The sequence below is a fragment of the Aeromonas bestiarum genome, assembly GCF_028751155.1.
GTDB lineage: Bacteria > Pseudomonadota > Gammaproteobacteria > Enterobacterales > Aeromonadaceae > Aeromonas > Aeromonas bestiarum.
The window spans coordinates 2,972,125-2,991,390 of record NZ_CP064746.1; the positions used below are offsets into that span (position 1 = coordinate 2,972,125).

A 19,266-nucleotide genomic window follows, 5' to 3' on the forward strand; every position below is an offset into this window, starting at 1 on the left:
ATCTGACTGGACCTCTCTGCAATAATCCGCGGCCTTCAGGCTCAAATAATAATTATTCTCAACATGAAAACACTGCTTCACTACTGGCCCATGCTGCTGTCCGGTACAGCGCTGGCCGCCGGCGATCCCGCCGGAATAGACACCTCCGGCACCACCCCGCCCAAGGCGCGCGAGACCATAGTGGTCAAGGGACAGCGGGTCGAACAGAAACTGTCCGATATCTCGGGCTCCATCACAGTCATCACCGAAGAGGATCTGGAGCGCCAGGTAGCCACCGAGCTCACAGACGTGTTCAAGAACGAACCCGGCGTCTCTGTGACCGGCTCGGCGGGCCGGCCGCAAAACATCAGCATCCGCGGCATCGGTGGCAACCGGGTGCTGATCATCAAGGACGGGGTCAGGGTCAGCGACGGCTTCGGCGCCGACGACCTCAACGACAAGGTGGGCCGTTTCAGCTTCGATCTCGATGACGTCAAGCAGATAGAGGTGGCCAAGGGGGCTGGCTCCGCCCTGCACGGCTCGGACGCCATCGGCGGTACCGTGGTCATCACCACCAAGCAGCCGGAAGATTACCTGCAGGGGCAGGATGCCTACCTCAGCAGCAAGGTCCTGCACGACGGCAGCAGCGACAAGCAGAAACTGAGCGCCACCGGCGCCGCCCGCTGGGGAATGACGGAACACCTGCTGCGCCTCTCCGGCTGGCAGGGACACGAGACCGCCAACTACGAGCAGAGCCGCATCCCGGCGGATCTCGACGGCCTCAGTGCCTCCACCAGCTCTCGTTTCACCCTGAATGAGCACCACCTGCTGCGCCTCGAGCTCGACTACTTCGAAGACAACGCCAAGCGGGATCAGGGGCCGCGCGAAATGCCCCAGCCCGATGGCAAGTGGCAGGTACGCCAGTACCGGGAAAACGGCGCCCAGCAGACCCAGGGCGGCAAGCTGAGCTGGGAGGCCCGCAGTCTGGATCATCTGCTGGCGGATCAGTTCACCTGGAGCCTGCACGGCAACCACGCCAAGAACAGCGCCAACAAGCGCAGCCTGCTGCAAAATGACGAGCTGAGCGGCTACCCGCGCTATCGCAGCGAGCGGGAGCTGGCCACCTTCACCGAGGATCTGATCGGCAGCGAGCTGGATATCCGCCGTGACCTGACCACGGGCGCCGTCGCACACCAGCTGAGTTATGGCGTCGAGCTGGAGCGCACCCGCCACGAGCGACCGGTGGAGAAGCTGATGCTGGAAGCCGGCATTCCCCAACCTACCCAGTCCGCCCCCTTCAGCAGCGCCCGCACCGATCGGGCCGGCATCTGGCTGGGGGACGTGGCGACCCTGGGCAAGTGGCAGTTCACCCCCACGCTGCGCATGGATCACCAGTGGCTGAGCCCGCAGGATGGCCGGGGCGAGAGCAACCACAGCTGGCACCTCTCCCCGAGTCTGGCCACCAGCTACCGCTTCAACGAGCAGTGGCGCAGCTGGCTCAGCTACGCCAACGGCTTCCGTGCCCCCTCCTACGACAAGGTGTACGGCAACATTCCCCACTACTTTGCCCTGCCGCCGTTCGAGATCATCGCCAACCCGGCCCTCAAGGAGGAGACCAGCCACAGCTTCGAGTGGGGTATGAGCGGCGAAGGGGAGGAGTGGAGCATCAAGCCGGCGCTCTTCTACAACCGCTACTACAACTTCGTCGACTGGCGCGAGGTGGGCTTTCGCCTGAGCGACGGCGTCATGCTGCGCCAATACCGCAACGTGGCCAAGTCCGAGACCTGGGGCGCCGAGATCGCCGCCAGCTACTGGCTGACCCAGCAGTGGGAACTGGCCACCAAGCTTGGCTGGGTCGACGGTAAGGACAGCCAGGGCGAGTCGCCGCGCGCCCTCACCCCGCTCGAGGGCAACACCCGCCTCAGCTATCAGGCCAACGACTGGAGCCTGGGACTGCAGGCCGACTACGCCACCGCCATGAGCCGGGTGCCCACCTGCGGCAACAGCCTGACCCAGCAGCAGGGTGAGTGCATGAAGACCGCCGGCTGGCTCAGCTTCGCCCTGACCGCCGACTGGCAGATCACAGACGCCCTCAAGGCCAACCTCAAGCTCGATAACCTGCTCGATACCCGCTACACCCGCTATCAGGACGTTGCCGGGCTGGAAGCGGGCACGGATGCGGGCCTCTACACCCAGACGGGCCGCTCCCTGAGCGCCAGCCTGCGCTACACCTTCGTGGGGATCTGATGCACGCGCTCTTGATAATGACGGCTCTGCTGGCCAATCCGGCGGCGGCCTCCCCCACCGAGGCCGCGGGCATGACGGTCACCACCACGGCGCCACAGAGCGCACCCGCCATTGCCAAGCGGCCCCTGCTGATGAAGGGCGACACGGCGCGGCGCGATCCCTATGGCGGCTGGCGTGACGACAGCCGCCAGGATCCCGTCCTGCTGGCCATGCTGGGCGAACAGAATCGCTGGACCGAGCAGCAGCTCGCCGGCCAGCGGCCGCTGGAGCAGGCTCTGCAAGCCGAGTGGCAAGCGCAGCCGCGCGGTGAGCCCATGCCACAAGAGTGGCTGAGCGAGGCGGGCAGCCAGTGGCGGATGGAAGCCGACGGCAGCCTGTGGCAGCGAGACGGCGAGCAGGCTGAGCCCCGCCAACGGCTGGCGACCCGCCAGCCGGCCAGCGGCTACTACGAGCTGGCCGGCTGGGCCCTGCACCCGAACGGGCGCTGGCTGGCGCTGGCCGAAGATCTGCGCGGCGATCGGGACTACCGCATCACCTTGCTCGATCTGGTCGACGGCAAGACTCTCGCTACTCTGGCGCACCGAGCCGCCGATCTGCTCTGGAGCCTGGATGACAAGACCCTCTACACCCTTGCCAACGAGCGCCGTACCCTGCGCCCCTGGCAGCTGTGGGCCTGGCAGGATGGCAAGGAGCGGCTAGTACACCAGGAGGCCGATCCCGCCTGGCTGCTCAGCCTCTATCGCACCACGGACAAGCGCCACCTGCTGCTGCAGAGCAACAACCACGACAGCTCGGAGCAGTACTTGCTGGACGCGGGGGCACCCTCTCTGCTCAAGGCCCGTCAGGCCGGGCTAGAGTACTACCTGGATACCCAGGGGGAGCGGGTGCTGCTCAAGAGCAATCGGGATGGCGCCCTGGGTCTCTATCAAGTGGCCAGCCTGGCCCAGGTGGCCGAGGGCCGCTGGCAACCGCTATGGTCCGGCGAGGACAAGAGTCTCGAGAAGTGGCGCCTGTTTGTCGACCACACGGTCCTGCAGTATCGCCACAACGGGGATGACTGGCTCGACGTGCTGGACGGTGGCGGCAAGCTCAGCCACCACTTGCTCCTGACCGAGGGGGCCGGCACGGCCTGGATCCAGGGTGCCCACGACCCGGCCAGCGGGCAGATCCTGATCCGCCGCCAGGGCATGGCCGAGCCGCCGCACCAGCGCTGGCTCAATCTGGCGAGCGGCCAGTGGCAAGCCGATGCGCAGGCGCAGCGCCCCTCCCCCTACCGGAGCGAGCGACGCTGGGTGGTGGGCAAGGACGGCGTCAAGGTGCCGGTCTCCCTGGTGTGGCGCACCGACATCATCAAGCCCAAGGCGCTGCTGCTTTACGGCTATGGCGCCTATGGCACCCCCATGCGCCCCTATTACCAGCCGCAGGTGCTGAGCCTGCTGGATCGCGGCTTCGTCTACGCCATCGCCCATGTGCGCGGCGGCGGCATGCTGGGGGACGACTGGTATCTGGCGGGGCGAGGCCGGCAAAAGCAGCACAGCGTGGACGACTTCCTGACCGTGGCCGAGGCGCTGGCCCGGGATCCGGCCATCGATTCCGCCCGGCTGTTCGCCATGGGTGGCAGTGCCGGCGGCCTGCTGGTGGCGGCGGCCCTCAACCAGGCGCCGACCCGCTTCGCCGGGGCCGTGCTGCAGGTGCCCTTCGTCGATCTGCTCGGCACCATGAGCGATCCCGAACTGCCGCTCACCCGTCAGGAGTACGCCGAGTGGGGCAACCCGGCCATCCCCGCCGACTATGCCGCCATGCGCCGCCTGAGCCCTTACGACAACCTGCACGCGGCCCCCTATCCCCCCGTCTATGTGACGGCCGGACTGCACGACAGCCAGGTGCCCTACTGGGAGCCGCTCAAGTGGGTCGCCCGGTTGCGGGAGCACAGCACAGGCACGGGCCCCTATCTGCTGAGCACGGCCCTCGACAGCGGCCACCAGGCCAGCGCCGGCAAGGCGCGCCAGCAGGCGGCCCGCGAGTATGCCTTCCTGCTCACCCTGGCGGGTGTCAGCCAGTGATCCCTTTTCTCATTTTTGTGTTGGAGTAAACCATGAAACCCTCTTCCCTGGCCCTCTGGCTGGCGACCTTGCTCTCCCAGCCTCTGCTGGCGGCCGAGCTGCAGTTTGTCGATGAACAACCGCTGACCACGACGCCACAGCAGTGGCTCGAACAGCGCCTCTGCGTGACACTCGCCCCCGACTACGACAGGGCCAGCCTGCTCGGCCATCACTACAGCTTCCGCCAGCTGGTCAACGGCCTGCCGGTGGCCACCATCCAGGCCGCCGTCAGCGTCGACAAGGCCGGCAAGCCCTGGCGCCTCTATCACAACAGCCGACCGCTGCAGAGCAGCGAACCCGGCTGCGATGCCGCCGGCAACCTGGATCTCCTGCTCGGCCAGTTGCGCGATGCGGGCAACGAGCTCGATCCGCTGGGCGCGGTCGAAGCCTGGTACTGGCGCGACGGCGACACCCTGGTGCCCGCCCTGCGCCAGCGGGTGCGCGAGCACCAGGCGGGCAACGCCAAGGCCAGCTATGTGCAGCTGTTCGCCAGTTGCGACGGCAGCCGGGAGCTGGGCCGCTGGATGGATGCGGCCAGCACCCGGGCCAGCCGCATCGCCGACGCCGGCGACACCCAGGTGGAAGCACGCGTATTCGATCCGGATCCCCGCACCCAGTTGCAAGACGCCAGCCTGGTCTGGCACGACGAGCTGGTACTGGCGGACGCCGCCTATCAGGACAAGGTGGCGCTGCCGGTTACCCTGGCGGGCGGCCACTATCTGCTGAGCGGCCCCCACGCCCGGGTGGTGGATGCCATGGAGCCCGATACGGCCCCCTTCAGCGGCGACACCCCGCAGGCGTTCCGGCTGACCCGGGACGATCGGGGCTTCGCCGACATCAACGCCTATTACCATCTGGACTTGGCCCAGCGCCACCTCAAGAAGCTGGGCTTTAGCGGGCTCATCCCGGGGGCCCTCGACATAGACACAGAGGCCGGCTATCAGGACAACTCCCTCTACGATCCGTTCGAGCGCAGGCTGGAGCTGGGCCGCAGCGGCGTGCCCGATGCCGAGGATCCCATGGTGATCTGGCACGAGTTCGGCCACGCGGTGCAACACCACATAGTGCCGGATCTCGGGGACGAGGCGGACTGGGGCGCCATCGGCGAGGGTTTCAGCGACTACCTGGCCGCCAGCCACCGCCAGCGCAGCGAGGCGGGTCGCCAGTTCGAACCGGCCATGGTGTTCAACTGGGATGCCCGTTTCACCGACCGCACCCCGCGCCAGCTGGACGATCTGCGGGCCCGCTACCACCCGGACTACAGCTACCCGGCCCACCGCACCATCAACGGCAGCAACGGCGATCAGTTGTGGGGCACTCCGCTGTTCCAGGCCCTGCTGGCGTCGGTGACCGAGCATGGCGAAGGGGCCCGGGACGAGTTTGACCGCGTCATCATCGAATCCCACTTCGGGCTGGGCCCGGCCATTCGCATGCCACAACTGGCCCGCATCACTGTGGACACGGCGGCGCGGCTCTATCCGGTCCGTCACTACGCCAGCCATCTGGAGCAGGCCTTCCGCCAGCACGGCCTCTTGCTGGCGCCGGTCAATATCGCCCTGGCCGAGGGCAGCGCCATCGAGCTGGGGCAGCGTCAATCCGTGCAGCTGACCCTCACCAACCAGGGCCCGGCACCTGTGACCCTCAATGAGCTGACCCTGACCCTGCCCGCCGGGCTGCAGGCCGATCCCTATCAGTGGCAAGCCACCACACTGGCGGCGGGTGCCAGCACCACCACCACGCTGCGGCTGCTGGCCCAGAGTCCGCTGGCCTGCGGCGATGAGGTGAGTCTGCCGGTGAGCCTCGCCATGACGGGGACCAGCCCGACCGAGCGTCAGTGGCAGCAACCACTGAGCCTGCCCATAGGCACGCCCATCATCAGCCGCGCCACTGGTCAGCCGCTGCTCCTCAACGATGCCCAGAGCGAGGAGGTTCGCGGCTTGAGCCAAGCCAGCCTGTTGCTGGAGCAGAGCAGTGCCAAGGTGAGTGAGCAGCTGCAACTGAGCCTGGATCTGCAACACGATGCCCTGGATGAGCTGGAGATCTGGCTCAACTCCCCCTCCGGCACCCGCATCCAGATCTGGGACAAGGGCTACAGCCCCTTGCCACGGCTGAAGGGGCTCTTCCCCACCGAGCTGCAGTCCCTGCAACCCTTCACCCCCTTGCTGGGAGAGCCACTGGCCGGCAGATGGACGCTGGAAGTGGTGGACAGCAAACCCGGGCACCAGGGCCGCATCAATGGCTGGAGCATCAGCCAGCGCATCGGCGCCCAGTGTGGTGAACCGGTCGCCCCGCCGGATGACGGCATCATCCATTTCAACGTTTCCGACAGCAGCGGCGGTGGCGCCGCCAACCTGCTCTGGCTGCTGCCGCTGGCAGTCTGGCGCAGCCTTCGCCGGCGCGGCTGAGTAACCCACCCATATATAAGAAGAAGGGGCCCAGAGCCCCTTCCCAAGGACAAGAGATGAACCCAACCTATTCCCGTCTGGCCTGCCTGCTGGCCCCCCTGCTCACCGCCTGCGGTGGCGGTGGCTCGGATGAGGCGCCGCTGGCGGCACCAGCCTATACCCTGAACGTCAATCTGCCCGAGAGTGGCACCCTGTGCGTCAATCTCAACCAGAACACCCGCTGTGACGAGGGAGAGCCCGGCGTCAGCGGCGTGGCCGGTGCCCGTCAGCTGAGCGGCACCTCCCCCGCCCTGCTGACCAGTCCGCTGCTGTTCCTGCCAACCAATCCGGCGGCGCCGACGCTGCTGCATCCGGCCGCCCGACTGGATGACCAGACCCTGACCCCCAGCCTGCTCAGCACCCTGCTGCAAAGCCGCATCGCCGAGGGACATCCCCCCAAACAGGCACTCGACCAGATGCTGAGCGCGCTGGCGCCGCTGCAACCGGGTCAGGGGCTGGCCGCCCTGTCGCAACTGGCCGACTTCAACCTGGCGCTGGGGCAACTGCTGCAGACGGTGATCGATGCCGAGCCGGGGATATCGGACCTTTCACCCGTCCTCGTGCAAGCCGTGGTGTGGCCGGCCCTCGGCAGCCTGCTGCCCGAGCTGGCCAGCCACTTCGCCCAGCACGGCGAGCTGACCAGCCTGCAGGAGAGCGTCTCCCGCCTGCTGCAACAGCAATACTCCCATCCCCTGGTCACCGGCAGCGGCGTCACTACCTACACGGATGGTGTCGACTACCTGCTCACCGAGGAGCCCGCCGACCACCCGGGCCAGGAGGCCAGCCTGAACAAGGCCCCCCTGCGCTATCGCAAGCTGGATGGCAAGGGCCAGCCCCTGCCGGATGACGCCCCCGTCTGGGAGTGTGTGGAGGATCTCACTACCCGCCTCATCTGGGAGAAAAAGCAGGATGATGCTAAGAGCCCCCGCGATCTGCACCGCACCTTCGCCTGGGAGCTTGGCGACTATCACCCCACCCAGGAGGAGCGCGACTACGCCTGCCCGCAAGGCGAGGCCATCTGTACCACGGAGCAGTATCGCCAGTGGCTCAACGCCCAGCAGCTGTGCGGCATCACCAGCTGGCGCATGCCCCACTCGCGCGAGCTGATGAGCCTGCAACACTACGGCTCGCTCGCCCGCCAGTATGGCCAGCTGGTCACCCTGGATGTGCGCTACTTCCCCGATGTCGGCACCACGACCAAAGATTTCAGCGGCTACTACTGGAGCCAGACCCTGACCCCGTCCCGTCGGCTGGAGAGCGCCCCCCTGAGCGCCATCGCCCATATCTTCCTCGGCGATGACGCCGGCACCGACTACGCCACCACAGTTCAAAACAGCGATGATGCCAACGGTCTGCAACTGCGACTGGTGGCGGAGGTAACCCGATGAACCGATTGATGTTGACCCTGCTGCTGACCCTCGGCAGCCCCCTCGCCCTGGCCACCGCCATCTGCGATGACACCATGCCCAGAACCAGCCCCACCGCCCGCTTCATCGATCGCGGCAACGGCACAGTCACGGACAGGAGCACGGGCCTGACCTGGATGCGCTGCCAGCTCGGCCAGACCTGGCGCGACCAGAGCTGCAGCGGCGAGCCGACCCGGCTTTACTGGCAGCAGGCCCTGCTGACGGCAGAGCGGATCCGCACCGAGCCCAGTCATGCCCTGTACGGCTTTGGCGGTTACCGGGATTGGCGCCTGCCTACCATCAAGGAGCTGACCAGCGTGCTGGAATCCGCCTGCTACAAGCCTGCGCTGAACGAGACCATATTCCCCCGCGCCATGGCCGGGGAAGGGAAAGAGGTGAACGACGGTTACGTCTATCTCTGGTCCTCGACCCCGGTGCCGGCCAGCAAGAGCGTCGCCTATCTGGATATCACCAGTGGCGCCGTTGGCATGCGGGCGCCTGGCGCCTGGGCCAAGCAGCTGCTCCTGGTACGCTGAGTGCGCAGGGGTGGCCGGGGGTACTGCTGAAAACAGGATCCGCTTCCGGCCACCCCAGCCCCTTGCCGGTGAGGCGTACAAGGAGTGTGCGCCCTGTCAGAAAACAGCCAGAACACGTCATCCTGTGCCGGATCCGGCATGATTTGCACCGCAGATCGCTGGCATGAAACGGGCAGAGCGGTTAGTCTAGCGGCGTTGAACCAACCCCATGAGGTACAGATGAAAACCGTATTGCGTTTTAGCCTGCTGGGCGCCTTGTTGCTGGGCGGCCATGCCTTCGCCGCCGAACCGAAAAAATTTGATATCAGCATGTTCCCGGCCGCCGAAGTAAACCAGGAACGTGTCGTGATCCGCCTGCCGGAAGTCGAGAACGAAGCCGACATGATGGTCGAGCTGCAGGTCGGCAAGAAAATGATGGTCGATTGCAATGTGCCGCGCTTCGCGGGCAATCTGGAGCAGCACAGCGTTAAGGGCTGGGGCTACAACTACCTGATGCTCGGCAAGGTATCCGATCCCATCAGCACCCTGATGGCCTGCCCGGATGGCCAGAAGAAAGAGACCTTCGTCCAGATCTACGGTCAGGGCTTCTTCGTGAACTACAACTCCAAGCTGCCGTTCGTGCTCTACGTCCCGCAGGAGTATGAAGTGCGCTACCGTCTGTGGCGTGCCGACAACCTGGCCCAGCCAGCCATGATAGAGTAAGTCTCCATCGAGACCAAACCTCCCGCTTTGGTTCATGATTGATGTAAAATAGAGCGCCGAATGGCGCTTTATTTTTGGCCAAAAATCGTCTGCCCCGCGCGCCAAACCTTTACAGAACCTGACATAACTCCGCTTTTTTTCTCGCTTTTTTGCTCCTGTCTCCCCTGAATGCCCACTGGATCATGGCGAAATCACTTTCGATGAAAGAGATTTATCCATATAGTGAAAAAATTGATTTTGCACTCTGCGACGGCCTGATGATACTTGCCCGCAAAGGTCAAACTAACCAGAAAAAGAGCACTATGAGCTTCGAATCCGACAAGCGTTTCAACGACTTCAAACATTTTCCCCGTGGCCTGCGTCGCAGTGGCGAATTCACTGTGGCCGAAGCGGACAGTCTGGAAAAATACGGCACCGCCATGCTGGCGCTCTATCAGGGCAACCTGACGCCGCGCGATGACATAGAAAGCGCCTTTCTCGAACAGATCAAATCCGGCGCCGCCGGCAGCAACCCCCACGCCAAGGTGTGGTTCAAGTATCTGAAGGTAATAGGTCCCAAGCGCGTGCATCGTCTGTGCACAGTCGCGGGTGGCGCCAACGAGGAAACCGGTGGCGGCGGGTTTGAAGGTGGCAGTGGCGGCGGCAGCGACGAGTCCATCGATTAATGGATACCGAACTGCTTCGGACCTTTATCGAGGTCAGCAAGACCCGGCACTTTGGCCGGGCTGCTGAGAATCTCTACCTGACCCAGTCGGCGGTGAGCTTTCGGATCCGCCAGCTCGAGCAGCAACTCGGGGTCAGTCTGTTTGCCCGTCATCGCAACAACATCCGCCTGACCGCCTCCGGTGAGCGTCTGCTGCCCTATGCAGACGCCATCTTGCATACCCTGGGCCGGGCCAGACAGGATGTGGCCCTCTCCCCCGGTTTCAGCCAGCAGCTCGCCATAGGTGCGCCCGCCGTGTTTTGGGAGCTCGATTTCAACGACTGGCTCAACCATGTCTATGCGCTGGCCCCCGGCCTCGCGGTGCGGCTCGAAACGGCTTCCCGCGAGCACCTGTGCCGCCAGTTGCTGGAGCGCTCTCTCGATCTCGCTCTGCTCTCCGAGCCGACCAAGATCGACGAGATAGCCCTGCACCCCATAGGCGAGCTGGTGTTCGAGCTGGTCAGCCGGGATGCCGCCGCCAACGCCGACAGCCTGATGCAGATGCCCCACATTCATCTGGATTGGGGCACCAGCTTCGAGCCGCAGCCCAGCCGCTTGCAGAGCCTGCAAAAGACCCCGGTGCTGCACTCGAGCTCTGCCAACATGGCACTGCAGTTCGTGCTGGCCAACGGTGGCGCCGCCTATCTGCCACGGCGCATGGTGAGCCCCTTCCTGGAGCAGGGACGGCTGCATCTGGTGGAGGGAGGCCAGCCGCTCAGTCGTCCGCTCTACCTCGCCTATCTGGAGAAATCCGATCGCCGGGAGCTGATCGATCAGCTGCTGACCCTGCCGCTCGGTTGGGATGGCGCCGATCTGCGCCTGCCGCAGCTCGAATAACTTCGGGCCGGATAGCACAGACAGAAAAGGGGCCGAACAGGCCCCTTTTTTATGATGCTTGTGTGCGATCTCGTCAGCCGTGCTGGCGGCGGTCGTTGGCCTGGGCCAGCAGCATGCGGCTCTCACGCAGGAACTCGTCGGCATGTTCGCCGAAGAAACCGGACACCTGCGAGAAGGCATCGATGAAGCCGGCCCTGTCCCCCTGCTCCAGCAGCCCCAGCACCTCGCCAAAGTTCTGGTAGTAGCGGCGGATCATCGCCAGATTCTGCGGGGACGACAATATGATGTCGGCATAGAGCTCGGGGTCCTGGGCAAACAGCCGCCCCACCATGGCCAGCTCCAGCCGGTAGATGGGAGAGCTCAGGCTCAGCAGGCGATCCAGATTGGCCCGCTCCCGGGAGAGGTGCCAGCCGTAGGCGAAGGTGGCGAAGTGGCGCAGCGCCTGGATGAGGGTCATGGCCTCGTCGTGAGCCTTGGCTTCCACCTGTTGCAGACGGGCGCCCCAGATGGTCATCTGATCCAGCAGCCACTGACTGGCGGCCGCGTCACGGCCCTGACAGCAGACGATCACCTGCTTGGCGAGGCTCGCCACATCCGGTCCGAACATGGGGTGCAGCCCCAGCACCGGGCCTTTGTGCACCGCCAGCATGTGCTCGAGTGGCGCCGCCTTCACGCTGGTGACATCCACCAGCAGACAGTCGGCGGGCAAGTTGCCGAGCCGGTCGATGATCTGGCAGGTGATGTCGATGGGCACGGCCACCATCACCAGACCCGCGTCGGCCAGGATGGCGTCAGCCCTTGGCCAATCGGCTTGTTCCAGGGTCTCGACCCGGTAGCCGGAGAGGCCGAACATCTGGCCGAACAAGCGGCCCAGCTGGCCCTGGCCACCTATGATGACCACCTTGCCAAGCTCCGGCTTCATGCATTTGAAATGGTTCTCTTTTTCGCTGGCCGATTCGAGGATGTAGGATTCGCGCATCACACGGCGCAGCACGTCTTCGATGAGATCGCCGGGCACCCCCAGCAGCTCGGCCTCGGCTCGGCGGCGGGCCAGCATGCTCGCCTCCCTGTCCGGCGCATAGATGGGCAGGCCATGGCGGCTCTTCACCTCACCCACTTCCCCCACCAGGGCCAGACGGGCGGCCAGCAGATCGATCAGCTGCCTGTCCACCGCATCTATCTTGTCCCTGAGGGCATTCAACTCTTCAGCCATATCCAGTCCCTGCTGGCGCCGCTGGCGGCGGCGCCCTGTGATTCAAGAGGCAACAAGGTATCACCGCATGGGCGGTGATACCTCTATGGTTCAATCAGTTACGACAAGATACCACGGCTTAACGCCCGGTTCTGCCCCTGAGCGGCGCCGCCAGCTCGCGATGGCATCGCGCCAGCAGATTGGCTGTGCTATCCCAGTCGATACAGGCATCTGTGATGGAGACGCCGTAGCGCATCTGCTCCTTGGGCTGCTCGCTGGACTGATTGCCCTCGAACAGGTTGGATTCAAGCATCACCCCTATGATGGAGCGGTTGCCCTCCTGGATCTGGTGGATGACGTTGTCGGCCACCTTGGGCTGCAAGCGGTGATCCTTGCTGGAGTTGCCGTGGCTGCAATCCACCACCAGGCCGGGCAGCAGGCCCGCTTTCTCCAGCGCCTCTTCCGCCAGCGACACATTGACCGAGTCGTAGTTCGGGTGCTTGCCGCCGCGCAGTATCACGTGGCCATCCGGGTTGCCCTGGGTCTGCAGCAAGGCAACCTGGCCCTGCTGGTTGATCCCCATGAAGGCGTGGGGGCTGGAAGCCGCCTGCAGCGCATTGATGGCGGTGCCGAGGTTGCCGTCTGTGCCGTTCTTGAAACCCACCGGCATGGAGAGGCCGGACGCCATCTCCCTGTGGGTCTGGGATTCTGTGGTGCGCGCACCTATGGCCGACCAGGAGAAGAGCTCTGCCAGGTATTGCGGGCTGATGGGGTCGAGCGCTTCGGTCGCCAGCGGCAATTCCAGCTCCGCCAGCCAGCAGAGCAGCTCGCGGGCACGATGCAGCCCCAGCTCCACATCGAAGGTACCGTCCAGGTTCGGGTCATTGATGAACCCTTTCCAGCCGACCGTGGTGCGCGGCTTCTCAAAGTAGACCCGCATGACAATGTAGAGAGAATCCTGGTAGGCATCATGCAGCGCTTTGAGTCTGGTTGCGTACTCTTTGGCGGCGTCCATATCGTGGATGGAACAGGGTCCACAGATCACCAGCAGGCGGTGATCGCGACGGTGGATGATGTCGGCTATGGTAGTGCGGGCCCCTTGCACGAATGCCAGCGCCTGGTCGGAGATGGGTAGCTTCTCCTTGAGCTGGGCAGGCGTGATCATCACTTGTTCGGACTGGATATGGATGTTGTTCAGGGGGTCTCTTTGCATTTTCTCATTCTCTCTACAGTATTTAAGCCAATTGCACCGAGTGTATTATTTTATTTACACAAGTCAGCACTTTGTTACGCAACCGCCCTCACCTTACCAAGGAAAAACAAACAATCAAGTGAAACTAGCGGGTTAACTGTCTAACAGGTGGATAAACGACCAGCGCGGCGACCTGAACAGCCAGAAAGTAGCGGGTGAAAAGCCCCTGACCCGACAACATCGTAAACATATAGTTACATCCCAATACTGCCGTCAGTGCTGCTAGACCACAATCCCACCCCAGTGCTTGCCTCCATTTTATAAAAAAAAAAGCGGGGCACCTGGCCCCGCTTGCGTTCCCGTGTTGCTCTTCTTTTATGATTTGCCGTGTGCCTTGATGGCTTCGACCGCCTTGTCCGGGAAGTCGCTGAACACCCCGTCCACATCGGCCTGATAGAGGAAGATGTTGAGCAGGTCGCTGAAGTCCTTGGCATAGGCCGGGATCTGCCCCTCATCCTGGCGGAAGGTATAAGGATGCACCTTGAGACCGGCGGCATGGGCCTCTTTCACCATATTGGTAAACACTGGTTTGCCCAGGGTACCCGGCTCAGTGACTATCATCGGCTTCCAGGGGCCGATCCCTTCCGCATAGCCGGCTATGGTCTTCATGGCGCCCGGCTTGAACATCCAGTCATAGTCGTAAGGGGTTGCCTTGCCCTTGGCGTCATAGACCATGGTCTCGTTCCAGTCGGTCTCGGCCATCAGCTGCACCAGTTTCAAGTCCATCCCCATGGCGGGCATCAGCTCGCTGTTGATGCGCTTGAGCTCGTCGGCATCGAAGCACTGCAGATAGACCTTGTCGTTCTTGCTGGTGTAGCCGTACTCCTTCAGCACCTTGAGCACTGCCTTGGAGATGTCCTTGCCCTCGTGGCGGAACAGCCAGGGGGCCTTGATCTCCGGGTAGATACCTATGTTTTTGCCGGTGCTCTTGTTGAGCCCCTGGATCATCTCTATCTCTTCCTGGAAGGTGTGGATCTTGAAGCTGGACTTCCACAACGGGAAGCGGGCCGGATAAACGGGCACCTGCTTGCCATCCACCAGCTGGAACGGCTCCGTCATGCGCAGGGAGCGCACCTCGGCCAGGGTAAAGTCCACCACATAGTAGCGACCGTCCGGACGGGCCCGGCCGGGGAAGCGCTCGGCCACGTCCGTGATGCCATCGAGGAAGTGATCGTGCATCACCACCAGCTGGTCATCCTTGGTCATCACCAGATCCTGCTCCAGATAGTCGGCCCCCATGCCATAGGCCAGCGCCTTGGATTCCAGGGTGTGCTCGGGCAGGTAGCCGGAGGCGCCACGGTGGGCGATCACGATTTTACCTTCATCGGCAGCCAGAACGGGCAATGCGAGGGCGGCCCCCAGGCCAAGGGCGATCAGGGAGAGAGAGAGTTTTTTCATGCGCGGTGCTCTTTGTTATTGTTTATTGGGTGTAGGTTATTGTTATAACAGAGGTTTATTGCATTTTAACGACGGGCGGCCAAGGGGCCGCCCGCCTCTTCATCAGCTGGCCTTGGGCAGGGCGTGCTGGTGTTGCTCCAGCCAGGCGTGCAGTTGCTGCTGCTCAGGCTGGGACAGACGCAGCCCCAGCTTGCTGCGGCGCCACAATATGTCTTCCATCGAATGGGCCCACTCGCGGCTCATCAGATAACGCACTTCCGACTCGTACAAGCCGGCGCCAAAGTGCTGGCCGCGCTCTTCGTGCAACCAGAGGCGGGCATGACTGCCATAGGCCTCGGCGATACGACGGGCGTTGCGCTCATCCAGCCAGTCGAACTCGAGCATGTAGGCACGGGCCAGCTCTGTGGTGGAGCAGTCGAACTCGCCACCGGGCAGACGGCTGCTCGCGGTCCAATCTTCGCCCATCTGGCTGAACCAGGGCTTGAGCTTGTTGCAGGCGGCCTGGGCCAGCTTGCGATAGGTGGTGAGCTTGCCGCCAAACACGGACAGGAGCGGCGCGCCGTCGGATTCGCCGGAGAGCTCCAGGGTGTAGTCGCGGGTCACCGCCTGGGGGGAATCGGATTCGTCATCGCACAGCGGGCGCACGCCGGCATAGGTCCAGATGACCTCTTTGGGTGCTATCTGGCGGGTGAAGTGGGCGTTGACCACCTTGCACAGGTAGCTGATCTCGGCATCGCTGATCTTCGCTTCCCGCGGGCTGCCGTGATGCTCCACGTCCGTGGTGCCGATGAGGGAGTAGTCCTGCTGATAGGGGATGACGAAGACGATGCGGTTGTCCTCGTTTTGCAGGATATAGGCCTCTTCGCGCTCATGGATGCGCGGCACTATGATGTGGCTGCCCTTGATGAGGCGGATGCCACGGGGAGATTTCTCGTGCAGGCTCTCATCATAGAAGGTCTTGACCCAGGGGCCGGCCGCATTGACCAGACCGCGGCAGGTGACGGTGAACTGCTCGCCCCCTTCCCGCTCCAGGGTCAGGGTCCAGTGTTTGGAACCGCGCACCGCCTTGACGCAGCGGGTACGGGTCTGCACGTCGGCGCCCTTGTCGCGGGCCATCATGGCATTGAGCACCACCAGGCGAGCGTCATCGACCCAGGCATCCGAGTATTCGAAGCCCTTGTTGATGCCGCTCTTGAGACCGTCTTGCGGCAGGAAGCGCACGCCGCAACTGCCCTTGAGCTTGTCGCGCTTGGCCAGGTTGTCATACAGGAAGAGGCCGGCGCGGATCATCCAGGCCGGACGCAGGTGCGGGCGGTGGGGCAGCCGAAAACGCATGGGACGGGCGATGTGGGGGGCCATGCCGAGCAGCACTTCCCGCTCCGCCAGCGCCTCTTTCACCAACCGGAATTCGTAATGTTCGAGGTAACGCAAGCCACCGTGGATCAGCTTGCTGGAGTTGGAGGAGGTGGCAGAGGCGAGATCCTGTGCCTCGAACAGGGCAACCTGCAGACCCCGACCCGCTGCATCAGCCGCAATGCCCACCCCATTGATGCCGCCGCCAACGACGACCAGATCATAATGTTCGCTCATGTTCACCTACTCTTTCTTATTTTGTGTTGCCATGACGGCAATGTTTGATTTCGCTCATATTAGAGCATGAAAAAATGATAAACGAACATTTTATGGAGAAAATGTGATCGCGATTGTTTTGGCAATGCTAAAAATGCTGCCAGTCGGTGATCAGGGCGTCAGCACCGGGCTGCCGGGCCCGAAAACGTGCGCGAGAACGCGCTCATGTCGGGGAACATCTAAGCAGTGGGGCGCGGAAGGTGTGCAAGCAGAGCGGAGAAAGCGGAAAAGAAGCGGCCGCCAGTGTGGCGGCCTGATGCCAGAGAGGGGTTAACGGCGGCTCAGCAGATGTGGCACTCGATCTGATGCTGGGACATCAGCCGCATCAGCTTCTCGGGCGGCTCCTGATCGGTGAACAGGGCGTGGATCTGGTTGAGGTTGCCCAGATTGACCATGGCATTGCGGCCAAACTTGGTGTGGTCGGCGGCCAGAAACACCTGACGGGAGTGGGCTATGATGGCCTGGGCAATCTTCACCTCATGGTAGTCAAAATCGAGCAGAGAGCCATCGTTGTCGATGCCCGAGATGCCGATGACACCGTAGTCCATGCGGAACTGGCCGATGAAGTCGCGGGTCGCCTCCCCTACTATGCCGCCATCCCGGTTGCGGATCTCGCCACCGGCTATGATGACGGTGAAGTCATCCTTGGCGGTGAGAATGCTGGCCACGTTGAGGTTGTTGGTGACCACGCGCAGCTCGCGGTGATCGAGCAGGGCGCGGGCGATGGCTTCTGTGGTGGTGCCTATGTCGATGAAGAGCGATGAACCGTCGGGAATGTTGGCGGCCACTTCGCGGGCGATGCGCTCTTTCTCCTTGAGCTGCATCACTTTACGGGCGCTGTAGGCGGTATTGACGGTACTCGAATGCAGGGAGGCACCGCCATGATGGCGCCGGATCTTGTTCTGTTCGGCGAGATCATTCAGATCGCGGCGAATGGTCTGGGGGCTGACGTCAAAGTGGGTCACCAGATCCTCGGTCGAGACAAAGCCCTGCCGCGTCAGGACGTCCAGGATCTCCAGATGTCGTTGGGTTTGCTTCACGCTTGAACTCCGATGATGAGACGAAAAAAGGCCCCGGCAGATGCGGGGCCTTTGGCAGTTTACCTGATCCCTTTTCGGATCGATAAGGGCAGGATCACGTTTTATGCCTTATCGGCAGCCGCTTTCTTGGCCGCGACGGCAATGTTCTCGTGCTTGAGGGTCATCGCCAGCAAGATGATGGAGAGCACGCAAGACGCGGTCAGCACCATGAAGCCACCATCCCAGCCGAAGTGGTCAACCGTGTAGCCCAGCATGGCGTTGGCCGCCACGGCACCACCCAGATAACCGAACAGCCCGGTGAAGCCTGCCGCAGTACCGGCCGCCTTCTTGGGTGCCAGCTCCAGCGCATACAGACCGATCAGCATGACGGGACCGTAGATCAGGAAGCCGATGGCCACCAGCGCCATCATGTCGATGGTCGGGTTGCCAGCCGGGTTGAACCAGTAAACCAGCACGGCCAGGGTCACCAGCACCATGAACAGGATACCGGCCGGGGCACGGCGACCCTGGAACATCTTGTCCGAGATCCAGCCGCACAGCAGGGTGCCCGGAATACCGGCCCACTCGTACAGGAAGTAAGCCCAGGAGGAGTTGTCGACGCTGAAGTCCTTGGCCTCTTTCAGGTAGGTGGGAGCCCAGTCCAGCACGCCGTAACGAATGAGGTAAACGAAGGCGTTGGCAATGGCGATGTACCACAGCAGCTTGTTGTGCAGCACGTACTTGACGAAGATCTCCTTGGCGGAAAACTCCTGCTCGTGGCTTTCGTTATAGTCCTTCGGATAGTCGTTCTTGTGCTCTTCGATGGGAGGCAGACCCACGGATTGCGGGGTGTCGCGCATCACGAAGAAGGCAATCACCGCGATGGCGGCCGCCGCCGCCGCCGGCACATAGAAGGCACTGCGCCAGTCGTTGAACCAGCCCATCCCCAGGATGAACAGCGGGCCTATCATGCCGCCGCCGACGTTGTGCGCCACGTTCCAGACCGCGACCACTTCGCCACGCTCCTTCTGTGACCACCAGTGCACCATGGTGCGACCGCAGGGCGGCCAGCCCATGCCCTGTGCCCAGCCGTTCAGGAACAACAGCACAAACATGATGCCGATGCTGGAGGTGGCCCAGTGCACTGTCCCCATCATGAACATGATGCCCGCCGACAGCAGCAGGCCGGCGGAGAGGAAGTAGCGCGCATTGGAGCGGTCAGACACGTTCCCCATCAGGAACTTGGACAGACCATAAGCGATGGAGACCCCGGACAGGGCCAGGCCCAGATCGCCGCGGGAGAATCCCTGTTCGATCAGATAAGGCATCGCCAGACTGAAGTTTTTCCGTACCAGGTAGTAACCGGCATAACCGAAGAAGATCCCGAAAAACACCTGCCAACGCATGCGTTTGTAGAAGGGATCGACCTTGTCGGCCGGGAGCCTGTCTATATGTGGTGCAGGCCTGAAGAGACTAAGCATGTTCTGCTTCCTTATTGTTGTTGTGGGCGGTTGAGGGTGCCCTGTCCATGCTGACCAACCAGAGGAGTCCTGATTCGAAAGCGAGCCTATTGTGCTCATATGTGAACATTTAATCTGTGATGGAGGCTCAAATATTGCAGTTTTATTACAAAAGAAAGTGCCAAGTGAGTGGTCACTCATCAGCCGCAATCCCTTGTATAGCAAGGCTTTCAGCTACCCACTAAGTGGTATAGCCACTGTTGCAACTTGCTTTCCGTCACATTTTCTTAGCAATGAGTGGGATCTTGTCCACATTTCCTGCGGGGAGAGCGTGGTGAATGTTCGATTTAGGTTTATTTT

The 19,266-nt window shown here is 62.9% G+C and carries 14 protein-coding genes; 8 read left to right on the forward strand and 6 right to left on the reverse strand.

Annotated features, from left to right (window positions below; all coding sequences use genetic code 11):
- Nucleotides 1-63 precede the first annotated feature (63 nt).
- The 8 genes from IU367_RS13730 (at nt 64) to hdfR (ending at nt 10,956) form a co-directional block, all read left to right on the forward strand.
- Nucleotides 64-2,226 (forward strand): TonB-dependent hemoglobin/transferrin/lactoferrin family receptor, encoded by a 2,163-nt coding sequence (locus IU367_RS13730; protein WP_274452177.1) that lies wholly within the window; start codon nt 64-66, stop codon nt 2,224-2,226.
- Nucleotides 2,226-4,289, forward strand: a complete 2,064-nt coding sequence (locus IU367_RS13735) for a prolyl oligopeptidase family serine peptidase (RefSeq protein WP_274452178.1) — start codon at nt 2,226-2,228, stop codon at nt 4,287-4,289. The genes IU367_RS13730 and IU367_RS13735 overlap by 1 nt, the downstream gene beginning before the upstream one ends.
- A 32-nt stretch (nt 4,290-4,321) precedes the next feature.
- On the forward strand, nt 4,322-6,733 hold the full coding sequence (locus IU367_RS13740; RefSeq protein ID WP_274452179.1) for a proprotein convertase P-domain-containing protein: 2,412 nt from the start codon (nt 4,322-4,324) through the stop codon (nt 6,731-6,733).
- A gap of 56 nt (nt 6,734-6,789) precedes the next feature.
- Complete coding sequence (locus IU367_RS13745) at nt 6,790-8,160, forward strand: Lcl domain-containing protein (protein ID WP_274452180.1); 1,371 nt, start codon at nt 6,790-6,792, stop codon at nt 8,158-8,160.
- Nucleotides 8,157-8,714, forward strand: coding sequence for an Lcl C-terminal domain-containing protein (locus IU367_RS13750; protein WP_241278224.1), 558 nt, complete (start codon nt 8,157-8,159; stop codon nt 8,712-8,714). Before IU367_RS13745 ends, IU367_RS13750 begins: the two co-directional genes overlap by 4 nt.
- A gap of 219 nt (nt 8,715-8,933) precedes the next feature.
- A complete protein-coding gene (eco, locus tag IU367_RS13755; RefSeq protein WP_043557129.1) occupies nt 8,934-9,416 on the forward strand; it encodes a serine protease inhibitor ecotin in 483 nt (160 codons plus the stop codon).
- A 302-nt stretch (nt 9,417-9,718) separates the two neighbouring features.
- On the forward strand, nt 9,719-10,081 hold the full coding sequence (locus tag IU367_RS13760; RefSeq protein WP_042865769.1) for a MaoP family protein: 363 nt from the start codon (nt 9,719-9,721) through the stop codon (nt 10,079-10,081).
- On the forward strand, nt 10,081-10,956 hold the full coding sequence (gene hdfR, locus IU367_RS13765; RefSeq protein WP_103471849.1) for an HTH-type transcriptional regulator HdfR: 876 nt from the start codon (nt 10,081-10,083) through the stop codon (nt 10,954-10,956). Before IU367_RS13760 ends, hdfR begins: the two co-directional genes overlap by 1 nt.
- 73 nt (nt 10,957-11,029) lie before the next feature.
- On the opposite strand, the gene tyrA is transcribed toward hdfR, so the two are convergent.
- The 6 genes from tyrA to glpT all read right to left on the reverse strand — a co-directional run bounded on the left by tyrA (nt 11,030) and on the right by glpT (nt 18,927).
- Nucleotides 11,030-12,169 carry a bifunctional chorismate mutase/prephenate dehydrogenase gene (gene tyrA / locus IU367_RS13770; protein WP_274452181.1) on the reverse strand — a complete coding sequence of 380 codons (1,140 nt, stop codon included), beginning with the start codon at nt 12,167-12,169 and terminating at the stop codon, nt 11,030-11,032.
- A gap of 118 nt (nt 12,170-12,287) precedes the next feature.
- Nucleotides 12,288-13,361, reverse strand: coding sequence for a 3-deoxy-7-phosphoheptulonate synthase (locus IU367_RS13775; protein WP_043557132.1), 1,074 nt, complete (start codon nt 13,359-13,361; stop codon nt 12,288-12,290).
- A gap of 354 nt (nt 13,362-13,715) precedes the next feature.
- Nucleotides 13,716-14,798 carry a glycerophosphodiester phosphodiesterase gene (glpQ, locus tag IU367_RS13780; RefSeq protein ID WP_274452182.1) on the reverse strand — a complete coding sequence of 361 codons (1,083 nt, stop codon included), beginning with the start codon at nt 14,796-14,798 and terminating at the stop codon, nt 13,716-13,718.
- Nucleotides 14,799-14,900: 102 nt separating this feature from the next.
- Complete coding sequence (gene glpD, locus IU367_RS13785) at nt 14,901-16,388, reverse strand: glycerol-3-phosphate dehydrogenase (protein ID WP_274452183.1); 1,488 nt, start codon at nt 16,386-16,388, stop codon at nt 14,901-14,903.
- 320 nt (nt 16,389-16,708) lie between these two features.
- A complete protein-coding gene (locus tag IU367_RS13790) occupies nt 16,709-17,467 on the reverse strand; it encodes a DeoR/GlpR family transcriptional regulator (protein ID WP_005310067.1) in 759 nt (252 codons plus the stop codon).
- 101 nt (nt 17,468-17,568) lie between these two features.
- Nucleotides 17,569-18,927: a glycerol-3-phosphate transporter gene (glpT, locus tag IU367_RS13795; RefSeq protein ID WP_098984429.1), complete on the reverse strand. Its 1,359-nt coding sequence runs from the start codon at nt 18,925-18,927 to the stop codon at nt 17,569-17,571.
- Nucleotides 18,928-19,266: the final 339 nt, after the last annotated feature.